Genomic DNA, 21694 nt, shown 5'->3' on the forward strand with positions numbered 1-21694 from the left:
TTGCGCCGCGTGGTGAAATTCGCCGTTCTTGCCGTGGTCACGCTGCTCATCGCCGCGGTCGTGGCCGCGGGCACGCTGATCCTGGTGACGATGCCTGGCCAGAGTGGCCGGTTCCGCCTGCCAGGATTGACGGCGCCCGTCACCGTCACCTTCGGGCCGCGCGGCGTGCCGTTCATCCGCGCCGCCGATACCGACGATGCCGCCGAGGCGCTCGGCTATCTCCATGCCCGCGCGCGGCTGTTCCAGATGGAGTTGTTGCGGCGTGCGGCCGAGGGGCGGCTGTCCGCATGGTTCGGCAAAAGAACGCTCGGCGTCGACGAACATATGCGCACGATGGGGTTCGAGGCGGCGGCGATCGCGTCCGAGCGGCATTTGAGCCCCAAGGCACGGTCGCTGCTCGCCGCTTATGCGCGCGGAGTGAATGCCTGGATCGCGCAGCGCGGCCGGCTGAGCGCCTGGGAGTTCCTGATCTACGGCAAACCCCGGCCCTGGCGGGTGCGGGATTCGCTGCTGTGGGGCGAATTGCTCGCCGACGAGCTTTCGGGAAACGCGACGGTTGAGCTGGAGCGGCTGGCGCTGTCGCGCCACATGCCGCGCGCGAAAATCGGCCAGCTCTGGCCGAAAGTGAGCCCGCCGCCCCCTGACACGGCGCGCCTTGACCACACACCGGGCGAGGCGCGGGCGGCGTTGGCGGCATTGGCGGCGATCCCGCGATTCCCGACGCCGTTCACCGGGCCGCGCACCGCATCGAACGAATGGGCGGTCGCCGGCCCCCGCTCGGCGACCGGTGCGCCGCTGCTGGCCGGCGATCCGCATCTCGGGTTCCAGTTCCCTGGGCTGTGGTATCTCGCGCGGATCGATGCCGGCGATGAAACCCTGGCCGGGGCGACCGCGCCGGGCGCGCCGTTCCTGGTGTTCGGCCATAACCGCCGTATCGCCTGGACCTTCACCAATAACGGCGCGGCGGTGCAGGATATTTTCGCCTTCAGGCGGGTGGGCAAGACCCACTATCAAGGCCCGAGCGGGGTGCTCGCGTTCGGCATCGAGCGGGAGACGATCAAGGTTGCCGGCCATAAACCGGTGCCGTTCGTGGTGCGCACGACGATCGACGGGCCGGTGGTCGGCCTGCGCAAGCATACCGCCCTCGCGCTCAAGGCGGCCAACCTGACGCATGACGATCGGGCGGCGGACGGGCTGATGCGGCTCGACGCGGCACCCTCGCTGCACGACGCCGAGGACGCGGCGGCCGCGATCACCACGCCGGTCGAAAATCTTCTGGTCGCGAGCCGCCGGCGCATCGGGCTGATCGTGACCGGCTGCGTGCCGCTCCGCGGCGCGGGGGACGGCGCGTGGCCGCTCGACGGCGGCAAATCCTCCGACCAATGGATCGGGCTCGCCTGCGGCAAGGCGCTGCCGCGCATCATCGCGCCGCCGAGCAACGTGCTGGTCAACACCAATGAGCAGGTCGCGCCGAAGGGTTTTCCAGTCGATATGGGCGCGGATCAGTTCGGCGACTGGCGGTCGGCCGCGATCCGCGCGGCGCTTGCGCGGCATCGCACGCTGACCGTGGCGGAGTTCGTCGCGATTCAGCATGATGTGGTCAGCGCCTATGCACAGCAGCTTCTGCCGGTGCTCGACGCGATCCGCCCGAACACCGCACTCGCGCGGCGCGCCGTGAATTTGCTGCATGGCTGGAACGGCACGATGCGCCGGCGCATGCCGCAGCCGCTGATTTTCAATGCCTGGCTGCGCGCGTTCCGTCACGATGTGCTGGCGCGCAACCATGTGCCGCTCGCCCTCGCCGGGCCGGCGCATATGCAGTTCGTGCAGGCCCTGCTGACCGCACGGCGCGTCGCGAAAAACTGGTGCGGCGGCGATTGCGGGACGCTTCTGGCGCAATCGGCGGATCGCGCGATGGCCGCGCTGGCGAAGCATTACGGCGGCGATCCTAAGCGCTGGCGCTGGGCCGGCCCGCATCGCGCGGTGTTTCCCGACATGCTGCTCGGTCAGCTGCCTTTGATCGGGCGGTATATCTCGCCGTCGATCGCGGTACCGGGCGATGGCAGCACCGTGGACCGTTCGGTGCCCGCGCCGAATAGTTGGATCGCGGTGCAGGGGCCGAGCTATCGCGGGGTGTATGATCTGGCGGATCTCGACCGCAGCCGGTTCATCATGACGCCCGGCCAGTCCGGCGATATCTTCAGCCCCGAGGCGCGGGATTTCCTGAAACCGTGGCGCGACGGGCGGACCATCGCCCTGCCGGCGAAACCGCTTCAGGTGCGCGGAACCATGACCTTGATTCCCTAGGTGGCGCGGATCGGCCAGCTCGCGCTATAATGGTAGCGACAGGACGGGAACCGGAAATGGACGAGATACTGGCCGGGTTTGCGGCCGATAGCGGAGCGCGGCAGGCGGTGGACTACGCGTCGTTGCGCCAGATCGAGCGCAAGCTGCTGTGGCTGTCGTCCTGGACGATCCACCACGCCAACCACATCCGCCCCAATCGCGACGGGCTGAAAGTGGGCGGGCATCAGGCGTCCTGCGCGTCGGTGGTGTCGATCATGACGGCGCTGTATTTCCATATGCTGCGCCCGCAGGATCGCGTTGCGGTCAAGCCGCACGCCGCCCCGGTGCTGCACGCGATCAATTTCCTGTTCGGCCGCCAGACCGTGGAAAAAATGATGGGGCTCCGCCAGTTCGGCGGGGCGCAGGCCTACCCCTCGCGCGCCAAGGACGGCCCGGAGATCGATTTCTCCACCGGGTCGGTCGGGCTTGGCGTGGCGATCACCTCGTTTGCCTCGCTGATCCAGGATTATCTGCGCGCCCACGGCATGACCGACCCGAGCCGGTCGCCGGCGCGGCACGTCGCGATCGCCGGGGACGCCGAACTCGACGAGGGCAATATCTACGAAGCCTTGCTCGAAGGCTGGAAGCACGATGTCCGCGACGTGTGGTGGGTGGTCGATTACAATCGCCAGAGCCTCGATTCGGTGATGCCGGACCGGCTGTTCGGCCGGTTCGAGGGCCTGTTCCGCGACATGGGCTGGAACGTGATGAGCCTGAAATACGGCAAGGCGCTGGAGACGGCGTTTCGCCAGCCGGGCGGTGCCGCGTTACGCGCCTGGATCGACGATTGCCCGAACAGCCTGTATTCCGCGCTGACCTTCCAGGGCGGTGCGGCGTGGCGCCAGGCGCTGGTCGCCGATCTCGGCCGCTCGCGCGGGGTGCGCGCGATCATCGACCGGCTGGACGACGACGCCCTGGCCACGCTGATGACCAACCTCGCCGGGCACGATCTGCCGACCCTGATCGAAGCGTTCGAGACCGCCGCGCTGTCTGACCAGCCGACCTGTTTCCTGGCCTATACCACCAAGGGCGCCGGCCTGCCGTTCGCCGGCCACAAGGATAATCATTCCGGGCTGATGACCGAGGACCAGATGGGCGCGTTCCGCAGCGCGATGCGGGTGCGCGACGGCCATGAATGGGACGCGTTCGAGGGGATCGACGAGCCCGACCGGCTGCGCCGCTTCGTCGCCTCGGTGCCCTTTGCCGGGCGGCTGGCGCCGCATGGGCGTACCCTTGAAGCGCCACTCGTGAACGTGCCGGCGCAATTGCCGCACGCGCCGTTCGCCGGGCGGCGTATGTCGACCCAGGGCGGGTTCGGGGAGCTTCTCTCGGAAATCGGCCGGGGCAAGGGCGACTGCGCGGAACTCGCGAAACATATCGTCACCATGAGCCCGGATGTGACGGTTTCGACCAATCTCGGCCCCTGGGTGAACCGGCGCGGCGTGTTCGACCGGCACACCCGCAACGACGTGTTCCGCGATTCCAAGCTCGCCTCCGCGCAGCGCTGGGGCATGAGCCCAGACGGCCAGCACATCGAACTCGGGATCGCCGAGCAGAACCTGTTTCTGCTGCTCGCCGCCGCCGGACTGGCCGCACCGATGCAGGGCGCGCGGCTGCTGCCGATCGGCACCGTATACGACCCGTTCGTCAATCGGGGCCACGACGCGCTGGTCTACGGCTGCTATCAGGATGCGCGGTTCCTGCTGGTCGCGACCCCTTCGGGGATCACGCTGGCGCCCGAGGGCGGCCAGCACCAATCGACCAACACGCCGCTGCTCGGCATGGTGCAGGACCGCATCGCGGCCTACGAGCCCGCCTATTCCGACGAACTCGCGATCCTGCTGCGCCACGGGCTCGATTGGATGCAGCGGCCGGAAGGCTCCTCGGTCTGGCTGCGCCTGTCGACCCGGCTGCTGGCCCAGCCCGAGCGCACGCTGGACGAGGCATCGGTGATCGCCGGAGCGCATTGGGTGGTGCACCCCAAGCAAGGTGCCCGCATCGCGATATTGTATCAGGGTGCGGTCGCGCCGGAGGCCGAAGCGGCGTTTGCGGCGCTGATCGAGGACGAACCCGATGCGGGGCTGATGGCGCTGACCAGCCCGGACCGGCTGTTCGCCGCGTGGCGGGATGCGCAGCTCGCCCGCCGGTCCGGCGATGCGCGGGCATCCGCGCATATCGAGCGTCTGCTCGCCCCGCTCGCCGCCGATGCCGCCCTGGTTTCGGTGCTGGATGGCCACCCGAGCACCCATGCCTGGCTCGGCGGGGTGCGCGGGCAGCGCGCCTATACGCTGGGGCCGAACCATTTCGGCCAGTCGGGCGACATTCCCGATCTCTATCGCGCCTATGGCATCGATACCGACGCGATCCTGAATGCCTGTGCGGAGGCTCTGCTTGAGCTTGACTGAATCTCAGCTCGTCGTGCTGGAATCGATCCAGCCGATATGGCCGTCGCTGCGCCGGTAGATCACGTTGAGCGCCCGGTTGGCGGAGTTGCGGAACATCAGCACCGGCTGATCGGCGAGATCCATGCGCATCACCGCTTCGCTGACCGAGAGGAAGGCGATTTCGGTCGGGGTTTCGGCGACCACCGCGGCGTGCGGGCCGGTATCCGGCTCGGTGCTGCCGGCACCGTTGACGGCCGGCTTGTCGTCCCGCTCATAAACCTCCTGCAGCACATATTGGCGTGCCGCTTCCGGCCGGTCGCGACCGGCGATTTCGCGGGCGTGCTCGTTCACCCGGCGGCGATAGCGGCGCAGCCGCTTGGCGATATGTTCGGCCGCATCGTCGAACGCGGCATGGGCGTCGGCCGCTTCGCCCTCGCCGCGCAGGGTCAGCCCGCGCGCGGCATGGACATTGATGTCGCAGGTGAAAAAACTGCGCGCCCGGCTGAAGGTGACGTTCGCTTCCAGCGCATAGTCGAAGTACTTGGTGGCGATCGTATCGAGATGGTTGGCAACATGGACGCGCAAGGCATCCGATAGATCGACTTGCTTGCCGGAGACCGTGATCTGCATCACCAGTGATCCTTCTTGTTAGCCAGTGTTGCCGGCTCGCAGCGGAGGCGAAGGGGATAGCGGCTCGGCGATGCCGAGCGCCTTGTCCCGCTTGCGCTGCGCCGAGCCGGGAATACGCAGCGCCTCGCGGTATTTGGCCACAGTTCGGCGGGCAATGTCTATGCCTTCCTTCTGTAACAATTTGGCCAGAGCATCGTCGGATAGAATCGCGGCGGGCGGCTCGGCCTCGATCAGCGCGGCGATGCGGTGGCGCACCGCTTCGGCGCTGTGGCTCTCCCCGTTCGCGCCGGCAAGAGCCGTGGTGAAGAAGAACTTCATTTCGAAAACGCCGCGCGGGGTCGCGATCACCTTGTTCGAGGTCACCCGGCTGACCGTGCTTTCGTGGATGTCGAGTGCCGCGGCCACCTCACGCAAAGTCAGCGGTTTGAGAAACCCGATCCCGAAGCGGAAGAACGCGCCCTGATGCTGGACGATTTCGCCGGCGACCCGCAGGATCGTTTCGGCGCGGGATTCCAGCGCGCGCACCAGCCAGTTGGCGCTTTGGATGCGGTCGGAGAGGAATTGCCTGGTCTCGCGCGACGCCTTGGCCGCCATGCGGGCGTGAAATCCGCGCCGGATCAGCACGCGCGGCATGGTTTCCGGGTTGAGTTCGAGCATGTAGTCGCCGTCCGGCGCCGGGCGCATCAGCACGTCGGGAATGAGCGGGGTGATCGGCGACGCGTCGAACCCCGCGCCGGGTTTAGGGTTCAGACGCTTCAGCTCCGCGATCATGTCGCGCAGATCTTCGGCATCGACGCCGCATATCTCCATCAGGGCCCGATGATCGCGCCGGGCCAGCAGGTCGAGATGGGCAAGCAGGGCATCCATCGCGGGGTCGAGCCGGTTGCGCTCGGCGAGCTGGATCGCGAGGCACTCGGCGAGGTCGCGCGCGAACACGCCGGTGGGATCGAACCGCAGCATCACCTGCCGGACCGGCTCCAGAACCTCGAACCCGATGCCGAGCGCCACGGCGATCGCCTCCGGCGTATCGGCGAGCCGGCCGGAGGGGTCGAGCGCCATGATCAGCGCCGCCGCGATCCGGCGCTGCGCGGGATCGGGGAAGGCAAGCCGTGCCTGCTGTTCGAGATGTTCGCGCAGATCGGGCGGGCGATCGGCGATCTGGCCGATCCCGTCGTCATCTTCGAAGCCGATGCCGGAATCCCGGCCGCCGCCATCGGAGGTTCCGCCGAAATCATAAACATTGGAGAAATCGGTATCGAGCGGAGTCTGCGCGCCCGGCGCGTCGGCATCGACCGTAACCAGCCCGTTCGCGCCGTATTCGGAGGCGGGGATGGGGGCGGCTTCCATCTGGGCGATCGCCATGCCGTCGGACGCGGCAGCGAGCGGGGCGGTGGCATCGGATTCCGAGTCCGCGCGTTCGATCAGCGGATTTTTCAGCAGCTCGTCCTCGATGAACTGATTGACTTCGACATTGGTGAATTGGAGAAGCTGGATGGCCTGCCGCAATTGCGGGGTCATCACCAGCGACTGGGTCTGCCTTAGATCGAGACGCGGTCCAAGTGCCATGCATGGATCATACCAAGCAATTCAAACAGACGGAATACGCCACGGCACGATTTGGTGCGCTTTTTGCATAAATTCGCCGGCGCGATGTTTGCCCGACGTCAGAACACGGCCATCACCTTGAGGATTGCCGGGCCGCCAACCACCAGAAACACGCAGGGCAGGATGAAAACGATCATCGGCACGGTCAGGAGCACCGGCAATCGGGCCGCGCGCTCCTCGAACCGGGTGAGCTGCTCCTGGCGGAGCTCGGCGGACAGAATCCTGAGCGCCTGGGTCAGCGGCGTGCCGTATTGGATCGTTTGAATCAAGGTCGAACCGAGGCGTTTGAGACTATCGAGCCCGGTGCGCGCGCCCAGCGCGGTCAAGGCCTCGCGGATATTGGTTCCGATGCGCATCTCGTTCGCGGTGATCGTCAGTTCCTGAGAAACCGCATCGTGCGATTGCCGCACCTCCTGCGCGACGCGGACGAGCCCGGCTTCGAGGCTGAGCCCGGCATCCGCGCAGATCACCATCAGATCGAGCGCATCGGCAAGCCCGGCTTCGACGCGCTTGATGAAGCGTTTGCGCCGCCGCTGGATGATCATGTCAGGCGCAAGCAGGCCGACGACCGCACCGCCGCAGGCAAGAACCAGTTCCGGCAGTTCAACCATGCCGGACAGGCGCGCGAAACCCAGCGTGACGCATGGCAGCACGATGAGGGTAAGAAGTTTCGCGCCGACAAAAAAGCCAAGTGCGCCCTGGTCGCGGATGCCGGCCATCCGCAATGTGTGGTGCAGCTCGGCGAGGGTTCTGGTGCTCAGCAGACCGCTGCGGGCCACCGCGAAGCCGAGCCCGGTGACGACCCGGATATGCAGAGGCTGTAGAGTCGATTTATCGTCGGCAAGCGCCGAAATCCCCGCCGCCCGGCCAATCCGGCGCGCGAGCTTCTCCTCCTCGATCACCAGTTTCAGCATCAGGAAGGCGATGACCGAAACCACCAGGAAGAAGGCCGGCACGCCGATATAGAGCGCGTTCATTGCTGGATGCCTAACTGAGGCTGCGGCGAATGATCGTGCGCATGGTCAGCGTGCCCATCATCAACATGCCGACCGCCGCGCCGAAGATGAAGCGCCCTTTGCGACTGATGAACAGGACGGCCATGTATTTCGGCTGGAGCAACTCGATCCCGAGCCCGGCGACGATCGGGATGGCACCGAGGATCATGGCGCTGGTGCGTGCCTCGGCGGCAAGCGCGTAGCCTCGCGCCTTCATCGCAACCCGCTTGCGAATCACTTCGGCCAAAGTTTCCAGCGTCTGCGCGAGACCGCCGCCGGACCGCGCCTGCAGGCTGAGCGCCGTCGCGAAGAAGCCGTATTCGGGCAGTCTGGACCGTCCGGCGAGTTCCTTCAGCGCCTGATCGAGCGGCGTCCCGATCGAGACCTGATCCGCGATATGGGCAAATTCCACCGCGGTCGGCCTGGGCATGTCGCGGGCGATGATGCGCAGCGCCTCCTGCACCGGAATTCCGACCCGGACGCAGCGCACGATGGTCGCCAGCGCGTCGGGAAACTGGTTCAGCAGGACCGAGGACCGGCGCGCATGGATGGAGCCGAAAACGAAGCGCGCGATCATGATGGTCGCGAGCGGCCAGAGCGCGGTGCCGATGCCGCCGAACATCATCGACGCCAGGAACGCAACCGCGCGCCCGGCAGCGCCCACGCCGATCAGGATCGCCCACCAGGGCGCCGGATAATCCAGCGCCCGTTTCCGGTCGATTCCGATGCAGCTCAACGCCAGGTCGAACGGGCGGTGAAATCGTTCCAGAATCTTGGCGGATTCCGGCCTCCGGTCGGTGTCCTGGACGATCAGGCCGGTGGTGACGCGGCTGAGCCGCAAACCCATCCGGCGCTCGTGCCGGTCGGCATGGACGACATTGACGGCCAGAAAAACCAGGCCGATCGTCATGATCAGGCTCAATGCCAGAAGGACCGGCAGATCGGTCATGCGCCGCATGCCTCTTCGAGAGCGGCCGACCAGGATCGCAACAGGCCGAAATAGGTCAGGCGTTCGTGGAAGCTCGACCGCATGCGCGAGACGATGTAGCGGCCGAGCAGCCGCCCCGTCGCGTCCTCGCCCTGCATTTCGTATTTGAAGATGTCGTTCAGCAGCGGAGTTTCGCCCTCGATTCCCGACATTTCGGTCAGCTGCACGACGCGCCGCCCGCCATCGCGCTGACGTTCGACCTGAACGATCAGGTTGACCGCGGAGACGACCTGCATGCGGATGGCCCGCAGCGACAGGCCCATGCTGGCCATCTGAACCATGTTTTCGATCCGCGCCAGCGCATCGCGCGTATTGTTCGCATGAATCGTGGACATCGAGCCGTCATGCCCGGTGTTCATCGCCTGGAGCATGTCGAACGCTTCCGGCCCGCGCACCTCGCCGATGATGATCCGGTCCGGCCGCATGCGCAGCGCGTTGCGCAACAGGTCACGCTGATTGATTTCGCCCTTGCCTTCGAGATTGAGCGGCCTGGTTTCCAGCCGGACCACATGGGGCTGCTGAAGCTGCAATTCGGCGGCGTCCTCCACCGTGACGACCCGCTCCGCCGGGTCGATGAAACTGCTCATCGCGTTCATCAAGGTGGTCTTGCCGGAGCCGGTCCCGCCGGAAATCACCACGTTGAGCCGGCACCGCGCGGCGATTTCCAGAATGCGCGCGATCGGCGGCGTGAGCGAGCCGTATTCGATCAGCCGCGCGAAACTGATCGGCTTTTTCGCGAATTTGCGAATCGACAAACAGGGGCCGTCGAGCGCGAGCGGCGGCAGCACGATGTTGACGCGCGAGCCGTCCTTCAACCTTGCGTCGACCATCGGGCTCGATTCGTCGACCCGCCGCCCGACCGAGGCGGCAATACGCTGGCAGATATTGGCAAGATGCGCGGAGTCGCGGAATCGCACTTGCAACTGGTCCAGCTTGCCGCTGCGCTCGGCAAACACCTTCTCGGGGCCGTTCACCATGATGTCGGTGATCGTGTCGTCTTCCAGCAAGGGCTCCAGCGGGCCGAGGCCCAGCATGTCGTCGACCAGTTCCGCCGCAATCTGGCGCTGCTCGCGGCCGTTGAACTGAATCCGGTGTTCGGTTGCCAGTTCGGCGAGCAGAACCTCGACCGTATGGAGCAGCCGCGACTGCGACAGAGATGCGATCACCGACGCGTCGATTTTCGAAAGACAAAGCGCGCGGATCAGATCGACGTCTTTTTGCCGGACGCCCGCCTGGATTTTGCCTGAGCCGATCGACCCGTCGAATGGCTGGGTGGTCGAGCGGCGGCCGAATACCGGCGATGCGTCCATCACACGCCAACCGTGGCGGCACCCGCGCCAACCACATGCGCGAGTTCGATCAGCGCGTCGCGGAACTTGCCTTTCCTGGTCACGATGACCTCGCCAAGATCGGCGGCGCGTGACGCCGCCTGGGCGATATCGGGTACGACCACGGCAATCTCCGTCTTCAGCAAAGCCTCGATCCGGCTCGGCATCATCTGGCGCTGCCGCTGGTAGCGGTTGAGGACGAGAATGGGCCGGGTCGCCTGCATCGGTCCCGGCGGACGGCCGAGCCAGCGCCACGCATGGGCAAGGCTCTGGGATGTGGCGTCGACGACCAGGACACGCTGTTGCGCAAGCGCGAGAATCTCGGCGGCAAAACCGAAAGGACGCGCCGGAATATCGGCGATCACGAAATTATAGCGCTGGCGCAAGGCAGCCGAAAGCGCCCTTCCGCCGCCCGGCCGATAGGGGAATTTCTCGGTCAATGGTTCCTCGGCCGCCAGCACATGCAGGCGTTCGGCCGCGGGATGGGCGGCGCGCTCGATCAACAGCGGATCGATCCGGTCCGGCGCCTCGATCGCGGTTCTGAGGCCGGTACTCGGCGGCACGTTCATCGCCAGCGCGCCGCTGCCGCGATGCAGGTCGGCGTCGAGCAGGATGGTATGTCGGCGCGTCTCCGCCCCGACCAACCAGGCAAGATTGGCGGCAAGCGTCGTCACGCCGATGCCGCCGCGCGTGCCGCAAATGGCAATCATCGCACCGCCGCGGGCGGAGTCGATTTCAGGAATTCCACCGGCCGCCCAGGGCAGAAATTCCCGCGCCACCGCCGCGGCATCGAGCGGTTTCGGAAGATACTCCTTGACACCGAGATTCCGGGTGAGCGTGCGGTAGAAACTGACGCTGCGGTTATCGCCGATCACCAGCACCCTGGTCCCCGGATCGACCACGCTCTCAAGCTGAAGCATCGCGGTGAGCGGCTGGTCCTCTCCTGAAATATCGACCAGGATGGTCGCCGGCGTTTCGACCCGGCGCAGATGACCGACCGTCTCCCGGAACGAAAGCCGGTGCAATTCGAGCCCGGCCGGGAATGCGGGGCCGAACACCGTCCTCAGAATGTGGACAGTGTCGGCATCGCCGACGAAACCCGCAAAACCGGACCGTCCCGGATGCGCGCCGGACGGGCATGAGAAATGCGACACATCCAACACCTGATTTGGCGGAACGTTCATGAACGATCCCGCAGGATTTTGCCGCCGGGACGACTCATCGCGGAGTGAACTCGGTCTGCCGCGCCGGTCCCTGAAACACGGTGACGCTGTCGGCCGCCATCGGCGCGCTGACCGCGGCAAGCGCGGGGGAAACCTGACCGCTATAGACCGGCGGCGGTGCGGGACGCGGCAGCTTTGCCGCATCGGTCGGCCGGACGATCAGCGACAGCGGACCGAGATGGGCGGCGACGGCGACGCGCTCGGCCTGGTCTGGCGTGACTTCGAGCGTGACGGTGCGCGCGAGAGCGCGCGGCCGGGTTTTCGCGTCGGCACCCTGAACCAGGCGCTGATCGATCGCGATGACCCGCACATCGGACAGGACGGTTTCGGCGGCAACGCTTTTCGCGGGCGGCAGATTGGGCGCGCTGAGCTGCTGGGTGAGCAGAAGATCGACGTGATCGCCCGGCCAGATCAGCCCGGCGGTGCCGGTGACCGCATCGACCCCGACCGAGACGGCGCGCATACCGGGTTGCAGGACGGCGGCGAGAAAGCCGTGATCGCCGGGGCGGATCACGTCGCCCGCCACGATCGGCGCATCGGCGCCGAGCGGATGGCGCACCATGGCGCCGGTATAGGACGAACGGTTGAACGGCGTATCGGGCACGGTGCCGAGCGGCGCCCTGGCGCCGTGCTCGACCAGGGCGGTGAAATCGGCCGGCTGGATCAGGCTGCCCGCGCGCAGCGCATGCGCGGTCGCAAGAAGCAGGATTTTATGCGGCGCCGCTTCGTGCGGCCTGGCCGGATGCAGATCCAGCCAGGCCACCGTGCCGAAACCCGCGAGACCGATCGCCAATAGACAGAATAAAGAGACTCGCAAAAGCATGAGTGTTTGCCTCGATGAGGAACGATAATTTCTCGCCCCGCTCGTGCGTAATCAGAGATGCGTGCTGAGGTTGGTAAACAACGTACTCAGATCGGTTCCGAGGGTGGAAACGGCAGTAACGATCGCGGCGGCGATCAGCGCCGCGATCAGCCCATATTCCAGCGCGGTCACGCCGCGCTTGTCGTTGACGAGAGAAATCCCGCGTACGGCGAGCCAGGTTTTCGCATAGTCGAGCATGGTCGATTCTCCTGCACGCCGCGAGGCTGGCGCCCGAAGCGCGACGATGATGAATGGCATGGCGCCGGGATTTTCCCGGCGGCTGCGCGGCTTCAATTGAGAAGGCCGCGAAGCCGGTTTTCAGGCCTGCATATCAGCAGAAGAATCTTGCCAAATCGTTAACGGGCCACGCCGATTCGATGGCGGCGAGGCTTTATCGCATCAGCGCCGCGAGAGTTGCCGCATCCGGCCGCGCGCCGATCCGCGCGATCGCGGCCGAGGCGGTGCGGCTTGCCAGTGCGGCGCAGGCGGGAAGACTCTCGCCGCGCGACAGGGCGACCATGAATCCCGCCGCATAGGCATCGCCCGCGCCGGTGGTGTCGACGACGTCGGTGAGGACCGCATCGGCGCGATGGCGGGTCGCCCCTTCGACGATCACGCTGCCCATCTCGCTTCGCGTCAGCGCCGCGAGCGGCACCGATCGTGCCGCCGCATCAGCCGCGCTCTCGAAATCGTTCCGTTCGAACAGGGCACGGATTTCCGCTTCATTGGCGAACAATATATCCACGCCCTCCGCGATCAGGTCGAGAAACCCGGCGCGGTGGCGGTCGACGCAGAACGGATCGGAGAGCGACAAGGCGACAAGGCGACCCGCCGCGCGGGCGATGCGCGCCGCCTCGCGAAACGCTTCCTGCGCCGCCGGGGGGTCGAACAGATAGCCTTCGAGATAGAGGATCGCCGCCGAGCGGATCGCCCCGGCGTCGAGATCGTCCGGGCCGAACGCGCCGCCCGCGCCGAGATAGGTGTTCATGGTGCGCTGGCCGTCCGGGGTCACCAAAATCAGGCAGCGCGCGGTGGGATCGCCGCCGGCGAGCGGTTCGGTGGGGTAATATACGCCCATCGCCCGCATGTCGTGCGCGAACACGGCGCCGAGCTGGTCGTCCGCCACCTTGCCGAGAAAGGCGACCCGCGCGCCGAGACCGGCCGCCACCGCACAGCTATTGGCGACCGAACCGCCGGAGGCTTCCTGCCCGGCCGGCATCGCCGCATAGAGACGCTCCGCCATCCCGGCATCGATCAGCGCCATGGACCCTTTGCGCATATCGTGCCGATCGAGAAACGCATCGTCGGTGCGGGCCAGAACATCGACGATCGCATTGCCGATACCGATCAGATCGAGCCGCGTTGCGGTCATCGCCGTCTCCTGTGATGGATGGTCACGTCCGCCTAACATCCCCGGCGGCCCGCACCAAGTATCGGCCAAGACATGGCCGGTGCATTGCCGCGCGGATAATCGATCGGATTGCGGAACCTTGGGGAAAACTCGGGTTTTTTGGCCGCCCGGTCATTGTCCGGCGCGCGCCGTGCGTGCTAGCTGCCGAGACCGCGATGCGAGTGGAGGTTCCGTGATCAAGTTCCTGAAACGCGACGACCAGCAATCCGACCCGAAACATGACCAGGATTCGCAGGAAACCGGCACGCAATCGTCTCAGCAGGCTTCGGATGACGGGCTCAGCATGCCGCCATTCCGCCCCGCGACGCCATCTCCGAGCCCGCGATCCGCCGACATTACGCCTACCGAAAAGGAGACGCCCATGGCCCGTTCCCCCTTCGCTCCGACCCAGCCGCAACCCGCGCCGGCGACCCAGCCGGCCTCGCCGCTGCCCGGCGCTGCTTTCCGTCCCACCGGCACTCGTGCGCCGGAAGCCGCCGAGCGCCGTACCCTGGTCGTCGGCCGGGGCATCAGCGTGCAGGGCGTGGTGCAGGACGCCGAACGCCTGGTGGTCGAAGGCACCGTCGAAGCCACGATGATCAATGCGACCGAGCTCGCGATCGCCCAGGGCGGCGTGTTCAAGGGCGAGGTCGAGGTCGAGGAGGCCGAGATCGCCGGCACGATCGACGGCACGTTGACCGCGCGCCACGCGCTGATCGTGCGCGGAACCGGCAAGGTGCTCGGCACCGCCCGCTGCAAGCGCCTGCAGGTCGAGGATGGCGGCCAGATCACCGGCCGGATCGAAATGATCACCGATAGCGGCGCCAAGACCGACTGACGGAAATCGGACGCCGGATCGGCGAACCGTGAAGCGGACACGCCCAATTTGGTGGCTGATGGCCTCGGTGCCGCTGGCGCTGGCGGGATGCGCCGCCACTCCCGCGCCCCGTACGGCCGCAAACGCCGGATCGGCCGCCCCGGCGACCCTGGTGGGCGCCACGCCGTCCAGCCTGCAAGCCGAACTCGGCGCGCCCGCCTTGCGGCGGATCGACGGGCCGGCCCAGGTCTGGCTTTACGATTCGCGGGTCTGCCGGCTCGACGTCATTTTCTATCCGAGCAGTGCCGGCCAGCCGGAAGTCGCGACCGCGAGACCGATGCCGCGCGGGATATCCCAAGCCTCCTGCCTTGCCAGCCTGGAACAGAACCGCGCCTCCTGATAGAGGAGCGAGCCGAAGCAGGATGGAGTGGGCATGAGCGGTTTGCGGGTCGCGGTCCAGATGGACCCGATGGACAGCATCGATATCGACGGCGATTCCAGCTTCGCGCTCATGCTGGAAGCGCAAAAGCGCGGCCATCGCCTCTGGCATTATCTGGTGCGCGATATGTGGCTGGAAGCCGGCGTGCTGCGCGCGCGGGTGCGGCCGGTTTCGGTGCGGCGCGAGCCGGGCGCTCATTACACGATCGGCGAGCCTGAAATCGTCGATCTCTCGACCATGGACGTGGTGCTGATGCGTCAGGACCCGCCGTTCGACATGGGCTATATCACCGCGACCCATCTGCTCGAACACATCCATCCCAGGACTCTGGTGGTGAACGACCCGGCTTCGGTGCGCAACGCGCCGGAGAAACTGCTGGTCATGGAATTCCCCGATCTGATGCCGCCCACGCTGATCGCCTGGAACCGGCAGGCGATCAGCGATTTCCGCGCGCGCTACCAGGACATCATCGTCAAGCCGCTGTTCGGCAACGGCGGCGCGGGAATTTTCCGCATCCAGCCGAATGACGAGAATCTGGGCGCGCTGCTCGATCTGCATTTCGGCATCTCGCGCGAGCCGCTGATGGTGCAGCGCTACGAACCCGCCGTGCGCGCGGGCGACAAGCGGATCATCCTGATCGACGGCGAGGCCATGGGCGCGATCAACCGGGTGCCGGTCGAGGGCGATGCGCGTTCGAACATGCATGCCGGGGGCGTCGCGCAGCCGACCGAACTGACCGCGCGGGACCGCGAGATCTGCGCGCGCATCGGCCCGGTTCTGAAGGAGCGCGGGCTGCTGTTCACCGGCATCGACGTGATCGGGGAGTATCTCACCGAGATCAACGTGACCTCGCCCACCGGCATCCAGCAGATCGCGCGTTTCACCGGCGTGCATCTGGAACAGGCGATGTGGGACCGGATCGAGGCGAAACGGTCAGCGTGATACGCCGGAGCGTGAACGCCAGACCAAGGGCGATCAGCGGCGGGATACCAAGGCCGAGAAAGGCGAGTTTCCAGCCGATCAGCCCGATCAGCGTGCCGCCCAGCGCGTTGGACAGCGAAGCGCCGATCCCCTGCACCGTCATTACGAAACCGAGCACGGTCTGGGTGCGGCCCGATCCCCAGGACAGATCGGCGGCGAGCGGCGGGGTTATCACGCCGAGCGTCCCTGCCCCCATCGCATCGAGGATCTCGATCGGGAACAGCCAGACCGGTGCGATGCCGAACGCCGCGATCCCGGCGCGGACCGGCAGGATCGCACAGGCGCCGATCAGCAAAGGGATGCGCCCGTAGCGCTCGGCGAGCCGGCCAACCACGAGGGCCACCGCGATCATCGCGATCTGCGAAACGATCACGCAGATCGACATCCAGCGCGTCGCGTTGCCGGCAGCACCCTGGCCGCCGAAATGGGCGAGGCGCAGCCCGAGCAGCGGCAGCATCGCGGCATTGCCGAGATGGAAGAACATCAGGGTGAGGGCAAAGATGAATATCGGCCGCTGACGCACGAAATCGCGCCAGCCCATCGGCTTGCTCCCGGCGGCAAGCCCCATGCGGGCAATCGCGCCGGATGGCGGCCTGAGCAGCATCAGCGCAACCAGGGTGAGCGTCGCCATGCCGGCCAGAACCAGCAGCGGCATGTTCGCTCCGAACCGCTTCGCGCCGAGGAAGACCAGCAGGGCGGCGGAGACGTTGCCGGCATTGCTCCAGGCCGCATTCCGCCCCTGCTGGCTGGGAAAATGCTGTCTTCCGACATAACCGAGCGTCGCCGCCGCCATCGCCGGCCCTACAACGGCGGCGCCCACCGCCTGGATGATTTCGCCGGCCACCACGAACGGCAAGGCATGGCCGATCACCATGGTCGCGACCCCGAGCAGGATCAGCGCCGACCCGGCCATCACCATCAGCTTCGGCCGGCCAAGCCGGTCCACCAGCGCGCCGCCCGGCGTGTTGAATGCAAGACCGAACACGCCGCCCACCGTCATCAGCAGGCCGATGCCCTCGGGCGACCAGTGCAGCGCCTCGGCGAACCAGGTGGGCAGGAACGGGCCGAGCCCGCCGGCGACATCGGCGAGGAAGAAATTGACCGCGGCGAAGCCGGGCGGCGCCTTGCGCGGCGCGGTCTCGCGCAGCGTGCCGCCGGCGGCACGCGCATCGTTCGAGACCGCCTCCATGCGATGGACATGGGAGTTCGGACCGATCGCGCCAAGCTGATGTCGTTTGCGATCGACGCTTCACGCCGCATATCGAGACACAATAGAGCGCGATGATTTTCAGCCGATCACGCTCTGGTCCTTGTTTGGGCGAGCAATTTCATGGCTTTGCGGATCGATGAGGGTTTCGACGGGAACCCAGCCGCCGAAAACGCAAAAAAAACGACCCGAGGCAATCCCCGGATCGTTCTCCGATCGTCTTTTCGCACGTAGCCTGACTGAATGGGCGGTCAGGCGCGTCGCGGGATCAGGCCGCCTTGGCGTGCTGGCTCGACTTCTGATGGGCTTCGGTCGAGTGCTTGTGCGCCATCTCGGATTGGGTGAGGGCCTTCTGCGAATGCTCGAGCGATGCCTTGTGATCACCCTTGCCCTGGTGTTCCGCGGCGGTGTGATGGGCCTTGGCCGCATCTTCGTGTGATTTTGCTGCGTTCTGGTGACTGGTTTCGGCCATTTTGATATCCTTTATAGGGGTTTCCGCGCAGATCGCGCGGTAATTCGGCGCAATGCGGCTCCGAAAAACTACAAATAATGCGTGACAGGGTCAGATATTGTCTCGTCACAATTATCTGCGTTCCTACAGATTGGTCAAAATAATTCAAAAACAACCTGATTAAGTGCTATAAATTATTATTTATATTTTCTGATTACAGAAAACAATCGCCCGATACTTCGAATCATGCTTCGCCCTGGGGCCGCTCGAAGGCGTCCTTGCCGTCGAAACGCTGCAGTTTCTCGACATGCATCCAGGAATGTTCCTGCCCGATCGCTTTGACGAGATCGGAAATCCCCTGCGGCCCGTTGCCCTGCGCCGGTTCCTTCAGCATGAAGCGGCAATCGAAATGATCGACCAGGAAGGTCTGCCCGCCGGTGGAGGGCCAGACCTGCACGCCGCGATTCGAGATGGAGTCGAGCGTCAGCGCGCTGCCTTCGGCAAGCTGGGCCAGGGAAGCACCGAGTTCGGCGGCGGACAGGTCGCTTTCGATGAACACGTCCACGCCGAGCAGCTCACGGGTTTTCGGCTCGGTATGGGCGGTGAGGTTCGGCCAGGGCGTGAGGCTGAGCGGGTGATAGTCGCGCGAGGGCTGATTGCTGGCGCGCCCCAGATTCGCGATCACCTGGCCGACGAATTTGTCGGTACCCACACCGTGGCCGCGCGGCGAGAGATCGCCGGTCAGATTCTGCCCCTCGGCCAGGGTGATGAACAGGGCCTGCTCGATGGTCGCGGCGGTCTCGAACGCACCGATATGGCGCAGCATCATGATCGCCGCCGATAAGAGGGCCGTCGGGTTGGCGAGCCCCTTGCCGGCGATTTGCGGCGCGGAGCCGTGAACCGCCTCGAAAATCGCCGCGTGATCGCCCAGATTCGCCGACGGCGCGATGCCGAGGCCGCCCACCAGCCCGGCGGCGAGGTCGGAAATGATGTCGCCGTTCATGTTCGAGGTCACGATCACGTCGAACTGCTCGGGCGCGATCACCAGTTGGTGCGCGCAATTGTCGATGATGATGTGGTCGCGCGCGATGTCCGGGTAGTCCGGGCCGACCTGCTCGAAGACGCGCTTCATCATGCCCTCGGTAAGCTTCATGATGTTCGCCTTGGTGGCGCAGGTGACTTTCTTGCGATCCTCGGCGATGGCGAGGCCGAAGGCGGCGCGGATGATGCGCTCGCAGCCGGGGCGGGTCATCAGCTTGAGGCATTGCGCGACATCGGGTGTCTGCATGTGCTCGATGCCGGCATAGACGTCTTCGACGTTTTCCCGGACGATCACCATGTCGATGCCGCGCCCGGTGAACGGCGTCCTGATGCCCGGCAGCTCGCGCACCGGGCGGATATTGGCATAGAGCTCGAAATGCTTGCGCAGGGTAACGTTGGCCGATTTTTCGCCGTAGCCGACCGGGGTTTCGAGCGGGCCTTTCAGGGCGAGGCGGTTTTTGGCGATACTGTCGAGAGTTTCGCGCGGCGCGCCGGAAGCGATGCCCTTCTTGAACACGGCAGCGCCCGCCTCGGCCATCTCCCACTCGATCGGCGCGTTCGCCGCCTCGAAAATGCGCCGCGTCGCCTCGAACACCTCGGGGCCGATGCCGTCGCCCGGCAGGGCGGTGACGCGGGTTTTGCTGGCAGGCGTGGCACTCATCGATCGATCCCCGTTTCTGTTTCCGCGCCCTATACGCCGCCAATGCGACACGCGCCACCGCGCCCGCCACCCCGCCCCCGCTACCCCGCCCCCGCTACCCCGCCCCCGCTACCCCGCCATGTCATGGTCGATGCCGGGTTCGGGAATGGCAAAAAACTTCTTGACTTAACCGACTAGTTATTTAACTAATACGTTAAATGATAAATCTCGACACCACATTCGCCGCCCTCGCCGACCCGACCCGCCGGGCCATCCTGTCCCGCCTCGCCTTGGGCGAGACAACCGTGGGGGAACTCGCGGAACCGTTCAGCATCTCGCTGCCGGCGATCTCCCGGCATCTGCGGGTTCTTGAGGCAGCCTCGCTGATTACTCGCGAACGGAGCGGCCAGCACCGGCGCTGCCGCCTCAACGCCGATGCGCTGCGCGAGGCGCGCGACTGGCTGGAGCACTACCGCCGGTTCTGGACCGAGGCGTTCGACCGGCTCGATGAGCATCTCAAACAAACCGAAGGAGACGACCATGGACGCAACCGCTGATGCATCCCTTACCCTCGATCTGTCCCGCCGCTTCGCGGCTCCGCCCGAGCGGGTGTTCGACGCCTGGACCACCGGAATGCTGGGCGAATGGCTGGCGCCCGGCGGCGCGGCCTGCCGGGTCGTGCATCTCGATCCCCGCATCGGCGGCGGTTTCGCCGTCGCCATGACCATGCCGGACGGTCGGGAAATCGAGATCGCCGGCACCTATCGCGAGATCGACCGGCCCCGGCGGCTCGTGTTCACCTGGGTCGGCAATTACAACAACAAGGAGACGGTGATCGCGCTGGATTTCCGTCCCGACGGGGCCGGCACAATGATGACCCTGCACCAGACCGGCTTCGCCGATCTTTCCCTGCGCGACGGCTACGACAAAGGCTGGACCGGCCCTGGCGGCTCGTTCGACAAGCTCGCTGCCTTCCTGGCGAAGGCGGGTGCCTGAGTGTCCGTGCCCCGATTCACATGGCGAATGCAGATCAGCACGCCACGACGTTGACGAATCCAGCTTCGGCATAGGCGATGATTTTGCGGTCGCGCGTCACGATGGGTACGCCCAGATGGCGCGCGGTCGCGATGATCAGCCGGTCGCCCGGATCGCCATGCGGCTCGCCCGGCAGATACGAAGCGTCGATCGCGATGTCCGGCGTGATCGGCGCGTCGCGGATACCCGGCCCCGCCATGAGTCGGGTAAACCAGGTTTTCGGGTCGGGCAGGAACTGCAACGGCGCGTCCCGTCCCGGTCTTGACCGGCTGAGCATGCCGATTTCCCAGGCGGAGGCCGGCGAGACATGGATGGCGCCGTCGATGCCCGCCGCGATGATCGCGTCTCGTGCGGCATCGGCGATGGCATCCCCGTTGGCGAGCCAAATCAAAGCGCAGGTGTCCAGCAGAACGCCGGGCGTGGCGCCGTTCATCCGTGCAGGTCGCCCCGAGCGGCAATGAAATCTTCATCCGCGACCGGCGCGGTGAGGTCGAAACCGGATGGTATGACGACCGAACCGCGCATGAAGCCATGCAATCCGCGTACTGCCGCGACATCGTCGTCAGGCGGGGTCAGGACGGCGACGATGCGCCCGCGCTTGGTAATGGTGACGCGCTCAAGCTCATGGCTGGCCAGCCGATCCAGGATGTCGAGGCATTTGGCCTTGAATTCGGCGGCGCCGATCGTCTGAGTGTCGATCATGAATAGTCTCATACAGTCATGTTATATGACTAGTCATATCATATGGTCATGAATAATGCAAGTGCCATCAAGAGCCGAGCGGCAGGAGCACCATCGCGGCCGCCTGGGCGGCGATGCCCTCGCCGCGCCCGGTGAAGCCGAGGCGCTCGCTGGTGGTCGCCTTCACCGAAACCCGGTCGATCGGAATCCCCATCAGCTCCGCGAGACGCGCGCGCATTTCGGGGGCATGAGGGGTGATTTTCGGCCGCTCGCAGATGAGGGTGACGTCGGCGTTCGCGATCGCGCCGCCCTTATGCGCGACCAGCCCCGCCGCGTGGCGCAGGAATCGCGCGGAATCGGCGTCTTTCCAGGTCGCCTCGCCGGGTGGGAAATGCCGGCCGATATCGCCCTCGGCCATCGCGCCGTAGAGCGCGTCGCACAGGGCATGAATGCCGACATCGGCGTCCGAATGGCCGGCGAGCCCCTTGTCGTGCGGAATCTCGACGCCGCACAGGATGAGCTTGCGGCCTTCCGCCAGCGCGTGAACGTCGAAGCCCGTGCCGACCCGCGGCAGCGCGCCGGTGGCGATGAGCGATTTCAGGTCCATGCGTGTCTCCGGTAATGCGCGTAATGCAGGCGGCTTTGGCGATT

At 66.1% G+C, this 21694-nt stretch carries 21 protein-coding genes and 1 pseudogene; 7 read left to right on the forward strand and 15 right to left on the reverse strand.

What is annotated here, in order from left to right:
- The first annotated feature begins 12 nt into the window (after positions 1-12).
- Both AiwAL_RS02635 and AiwAL_RS02640 read left to right on the forward strand, forming a co-directional pair.
- A complete protein-coding gene (locus AiwAL_RS02635) occupies positions 13-2307 on the forward strand; it encodes a penicillin acylase family protein (protein ID WP_262312048.1) in 2295 nt (764 codons plus the stop codon).
- A 56-nt stretch (positions 2308-2363) separates the two neighbouring features.
- A complete protein-coding gene (locus AiwAL_RS02640) occupies positions 2364-4751 on the forward strand; it encodes a 1-deoxy-D-xylulose-5-phosphate synthase N-terminal domain-containing protein (protein WP_262312049.1) in 2388 nt (795 codons plus the stop codon).
- 3 nt (positions 4752-4754) lie between these two features.
- Here the strand turns inward: AiwAL_RS02640 and hpf are convergent, their stop codons facing one another.
- From hpf to AiwAL_RS02685, 9 genes are all read right to left on the reverse strand, one after another.
- Entirely contained in the window at positions 4755-5360 is a 606-nt protein-coding gene (gene hpf / locus AiwAL_RS02645; RefSeq protein ID WP_235702720.1) for a ribosome hibernation-promoting factor, HPF/YfiA family, read from the reverse strand.
- A gap of 18 nt (positions 5361-5378) precedes the next feature.
- Entirely contained in the window at positions 5379-6926 is a 1548-nt protein-coding gene (rpoN, locus tag AiwAL_RS02650; protein ID WP_235702721.1) for an RNA polymerase factor sigma-54, read from the reverse strand.
- A 98-nt stretch (positions 6927-7024) separates the two neighbouring features.
- Positions 7025-7942, reverse strand: a complete 918-nt coding sequence (locus AiwAL_RS02655) for a type II secretion system F family protein (RefSeq protein WP_262312050.1) — start codon at positions 7940-7942, stop codon at positions 7025-7027.
- Positions 7943-7952: 10 nt separating this feature from the next.
- Positions 7953-8909 (reverse strand): type II secretion system F family protein, encoded by a 957-nt coding sequence (locus AiwAL_RS02660; RefSeq protein WP_262312051.1) that lies wholly within the window; start codon positions 8907-8909, stop codon positions 7953-7955.
- Positions 8906-10258 carry a CpaF family protein gene (locus AiwAL_RS02665; protein WP_268920091.1) on the reverse strand — a complete coding sequence of 451 codons (1353 nt, stop codon included), beginning with the start codon at positions 10256-10258 and terminating at the stop codon, positions 8906-8908. Before AiwAL_RS02665 ends, AiwAL_RS02660 begins: the two co-directional genes overlap by 4 nt.
- Positions 10258-11460, reverse strand: coding sequence for a pilus assembly protein CpaE (locus AiwAL_RS02670; RefSeq protein WP_235702725.1), 1203 nt, complete (start codon positions 11458-11460; stop codon positions 10258-10260). The genes AiwAL_RS02665 and AiwAL_RS02670 overlap by 1 nt, the downstream gene beginning before the upstream one ends.
- A 34-nt stretch (positions 11461-11494) precedes the next feature.
- The gene (gene cpaB / locus AiwAL_RS02675) at positions 11495-12322 is read right to left on the reverse strand and encodes a Flp pilus assembly protein CpaB (RefSeq protein ID WP_235702726.1); all 828 of its coding nucleotides are present in this window, start codon (positions 12320-12322) and stop codon (positions 11495-11497) included.
- A gap of 51 nt (positions 12323-12373) precedes the next feature.
- The gene (locus AiwAL_RS02680; protein WP_316044760.1) at positions 12374-12619 is read right to left on the reverse strand and encodes a Flp family type IVb pilin; all 246 of its coding nucleotides are present in this window, start codon (positions 12617-12619) and stop codon (positions 12374-12376) included.
- A gap of 133 nt (positions 12620-12752) precedes the next feature.
- Positions 12753-13733, reverse strand: a complete 981-nt coding sequence (locus tag AiwAL_RS02685; protein WP_262312052.1) for an adenosine kinase — start codon at positions 13731-13733, stop codon at positions 12753-12755.
- Positions 13734-14133: 400 nt separating this feature from the next.
- Between AiwAL_RS02685 and AiwAL_RS02690 the strand changes: the two genes are divergently transcribed.
- Genes AiwAL_RS02690 through gshB form a run of 3 tightly spaced genes read left to right on the forward strand, consistent with a single transcriptional unit; the run spans position 14134 to position 15949 of the window.
- Complete coding sequence (locus AiwAL_RS02690) at positions 14134-14589, forward strand: polymer-forming cytoskeletal protein (protein WP_316044761.1); 456 nt, start codon at positions 14134-14136, stop codon at positions 14587-14589.
- A 28-nt stretch (positions 14590-14617) separates the two neighbouring features.
- Positions 14618-14968 carry a hypothetical protein gene (locus AiwAL_RS02695; protein WP_235702729.1) on the forward strand — a complete coding sequence of 117 codons (351 nt, stop codon included), beginning with the start codon at positions 14618-14620 and terminating at the stop codon, positions 14966-14968.
- 33 nt (positions 14969-15001) lie between these two features.
- Positions 15002-15949 (forward strand): glutathione synthase, encoded by a 948-nt coding sequence (gshB, locus tag AiwAL_RS02700; protein ID WP_262312053.1) that lies wholly within the window; start codon positions 15002-15004, stop codon positions 15947-15949.
- Here gshB and AiwAL_RS02705 read toward each other — a convergent pair.
- The 3 genes from AiwAL_RS02705 to AiwAL_RS02715 form a co-directional block, all read right to left on the reverse strand.
- A complete protein-coding gene (locus AiwAL_RS02705) occupies positions 15888-17177 on the reverse strand; it encodes an MFS transporter (RefSeq protein WP_262312054.1) in 1290 nt (429 codons plus the stop codon). The two genes, gshB and AiwAL_RS02705, sit on opposite strands and share 62 nt — an antisense overlap.
- Before the next feature lie 286 nt (positions 17178-17463).
- The gene (locus tag AiwAL_RS02710; RefSeq protein ID WP_262312055.1) at positions 17464-17667 is read right to left on the reverse strand and encodes a hypothetical protein; all 204 of its coding nucleotides are present in this window, start codon (positions 17665-17667) and stop codon (positions 17464-17466) included.
- Positions 17668-17890: 223 nt separating this feature from the next.
- Positions 17891-19348 carry an NADP-dependent isocitrate dehydrogenase gene (locus AiwAL_RS02715; protein ID WP_262312056.1) on the reverse strand — a complete coding sequence of 486 codons (1458 nt, stop codon included), beginning with the start codon at positions 19346-19348 and terminating at the stop codon, positions 17891-17893.
- A gap of 197 nt (positions 19349-19545) precedes the next feature.
- Between AiwAL_RS02715 and AiwAL_RS02720 the strand changes: the two genes are divergently transcribed.
- Both AiwAL_RS02720 and AiwAL_RS02725 read left to right on the forward strand, forming a co-directional pair.
- Positions 19546-19884, forward strand: coding sequence for a helix-turn-helix transcriptional regulator (locus AiwAL_RS02720; RefSeq protein WP_262312057.1), 339 nt, complete (start codon positions 19546-19548; stop codon positions 19882-19884).
- Positions 19868-20323 (forward strand): SRPBCC domain-containing protein, encoded by a 456-nt coding sequence (locus tag AiwAL_RS02725; RefSeq protein WP_262312058.1) that lies wholly within the window; start codon positions 19868-19870, stop codon positions 20321-20323. Before AiwAL_RS02720 ends, AiwAL_RS02725 begins: the two co-directional genes overlap by 17 nt.
- A 34-nt stretch (positions 20324-20357) precedes the next feature.
- Here AiwAL_RS02725 and AiwAL_RS02730 read toward each other — a convergent pair whose 3' ends face one another.
- The 3 genes and pseudogenes from AiwAL_RS02730 to ispF all read right to left on the reverse strand — a co-directional run.
- Positions 20358-20795 carry a type II toxin-antitoxin system VapC family toxin gene (locus AiwAL_RS02730; RefSeq protein WP_235702736.1) on the reverse strand — a complete coding sequence of 146 codons (438 nt, stop codon included), beginning with the start codon at positions 20793-20795 and terminating at the stop codon, positions 20358-20360.
- Complete coding sequence (locus tag AiwAL_RS02735) at positions 20792-21064, reverse strand: type II toxin-antitoxin system Phd/YefM family antitoxin (protein WP_235702737.1); 273 nt, start codon at positions 21062-21064, stop codon at positions 20792-20794. Before AiwAL_RS02735 ends, AiwAL_RS02730 begins: the two co-directional genes overlap by 4 nt.
- A 67-nt stretch (positions 21065-21131) precedes the next feature.
- Positions 21132-21617: pseudogene (gene ispF, locus AiwAL_RS02740) on the reverse strand (2-C-methyl-D-erythritol 2,4-cyclodiphosphate synthase); the annotation flags it as partial.
- Positions 21618-21694: the final 77 nt, after the last annotated feature.

This window comes from Acidiphilium sp. AL (assembly GCF_025499445.1).
Taxonomy (GTDB): domain Bacteria; phylum Pseudomonadota; class Alphaproteobacteria; order Acetobacterales; family Acetobacteraceae; genus Acidiphilium; species Acidiphilium iwatense.

Coding starts and splice junctions, on each gene's coding strand:
- AiwAL_RS02640 (WP_262312049.1), top strand. CDS start 2,364: ATGGACGAGATACTGGCCGGGTTTGCGGCCGATAGCGGAGCGCGGCAG.
- hpf (WP_235702720.1), bottom strand. CDS start 5,360: ATGCAGATCACGGTCTCCGGCAAGCAAGTCGATCTATCGGATGCCTTG.
- rpoN (WP_235702721.1), bottom strand. CDS start 6,926: ATGGCACTTGGACCGCGTCTCGATCTAAGGCAGACCCAGTCGCTGGTG.
- AiwAL_RS02655 (WP_262312050.1), bottom strand. CDS start 7,942: ATGAACGCGCTCTATATCGGCGTGCCGGCCTTCTTCCTGGTGGTTTCG.
- AiwAL_RS02660 (WP_262312051.1), bottom strand. CDS start 8,909: ATGACCGATCTGCCGGTCCTTCTGGCATTGAGCCTGATCATGACGATC.
- AiwAL_RS02665 (WP_268920091.1), bottom strand. CDS start 10,258: ATGGACGCATCGCCGGTATTCGGCCGCCGCTCGACCACCCAGCCATTC.
- AiwAL_RS02670 (WP_235702725.1), bottom strand. CDS start 11,460: ATGAACGTTCCGCCAAATCAGGTGTTGGATGTGTCGCATTTCTCATGC.
- cpaB (WP_235702726.1), bottom strand. CDS start 12,322: ATGCTTTTGCGAGTCTCTTTATTCTGTCTATTGGCGATCGGTCTCGCG.
- AiwAL_RS02680 (WP_316044760.1), bottom strand. CDS start 12,619: ATGCCATTCATCATCGTCGCGCTTCGGGCGCCAGCCTCGCGGCGTGCA.
- AiwAL_RS02685 (WP_262312052.1), bottom strand. CDS start 13,733: ATGACCGCAACGCGGCTCGATCTGATCGGTATCGGCAATGCGATCGTC.
- AiwAL_RS02690 (WP_316044761.1), top strand. CDS start 14,134: ATGGCCCGTTCCCCCTTCGCTCCGACCCAGCCGCAACCCGCGCCGGCG.
- gshB (WP_262312053.1), top strand. CDS start 15,002: ATGAGCGGTTTGCGGGTCGCGGTCCAGATGGACCCGATGGACAGCATC.
- AiwAL_RS02705 (WP_262312054.1), bottom strand. CDS start 17,177: ATGGAGGCGGTCTCGAACGATGCGCGTGCCGCCGGCGGCACGCTGCGC.
- AiwAL_RS02710 (WP_262312055.1), bottom strand. CDS start 17,667: ATGGCCGAAACCAGTCACCAGAACGCAGCAAAATCACACGAAGATGCG.
- AiwAL_RS02715 (WP_262312056.1), bottom strand. CDS start 19,348: ATGAGTGCCACGCCTGCCAGCAAAACCCGCGTCACCGCCCTGCCGGGC.
- AiwAL_RS02720 (WP_262312057.1), top strand. CDS start 19,546: ATGATAAATCTCGACACCACATTCGCCGCCCTCGCCGACCCGACCCGC.
- AiwAL_RS02725 (WP_262312058.1), top strand. CDS start 19,868: ATGGACGCAACCGCTGATGCATCCCTTACCCTCGATCTGTCCCGCCGC.
- AiwAL_RS02730 (WP_235702736.1), bottom strand. CDS start 20,795: ATGAACGGCGCCACGCCCGGCGTTCTGCTGGACACCTGCGCTTTGATT.
- AiwAL_RS02735 (WP_235702737.1), bottom strand. CDS start 21,064: ATGATCGACACTCAGACGATCGGCGCCGCCGAATTCAAGGCCAAATGC.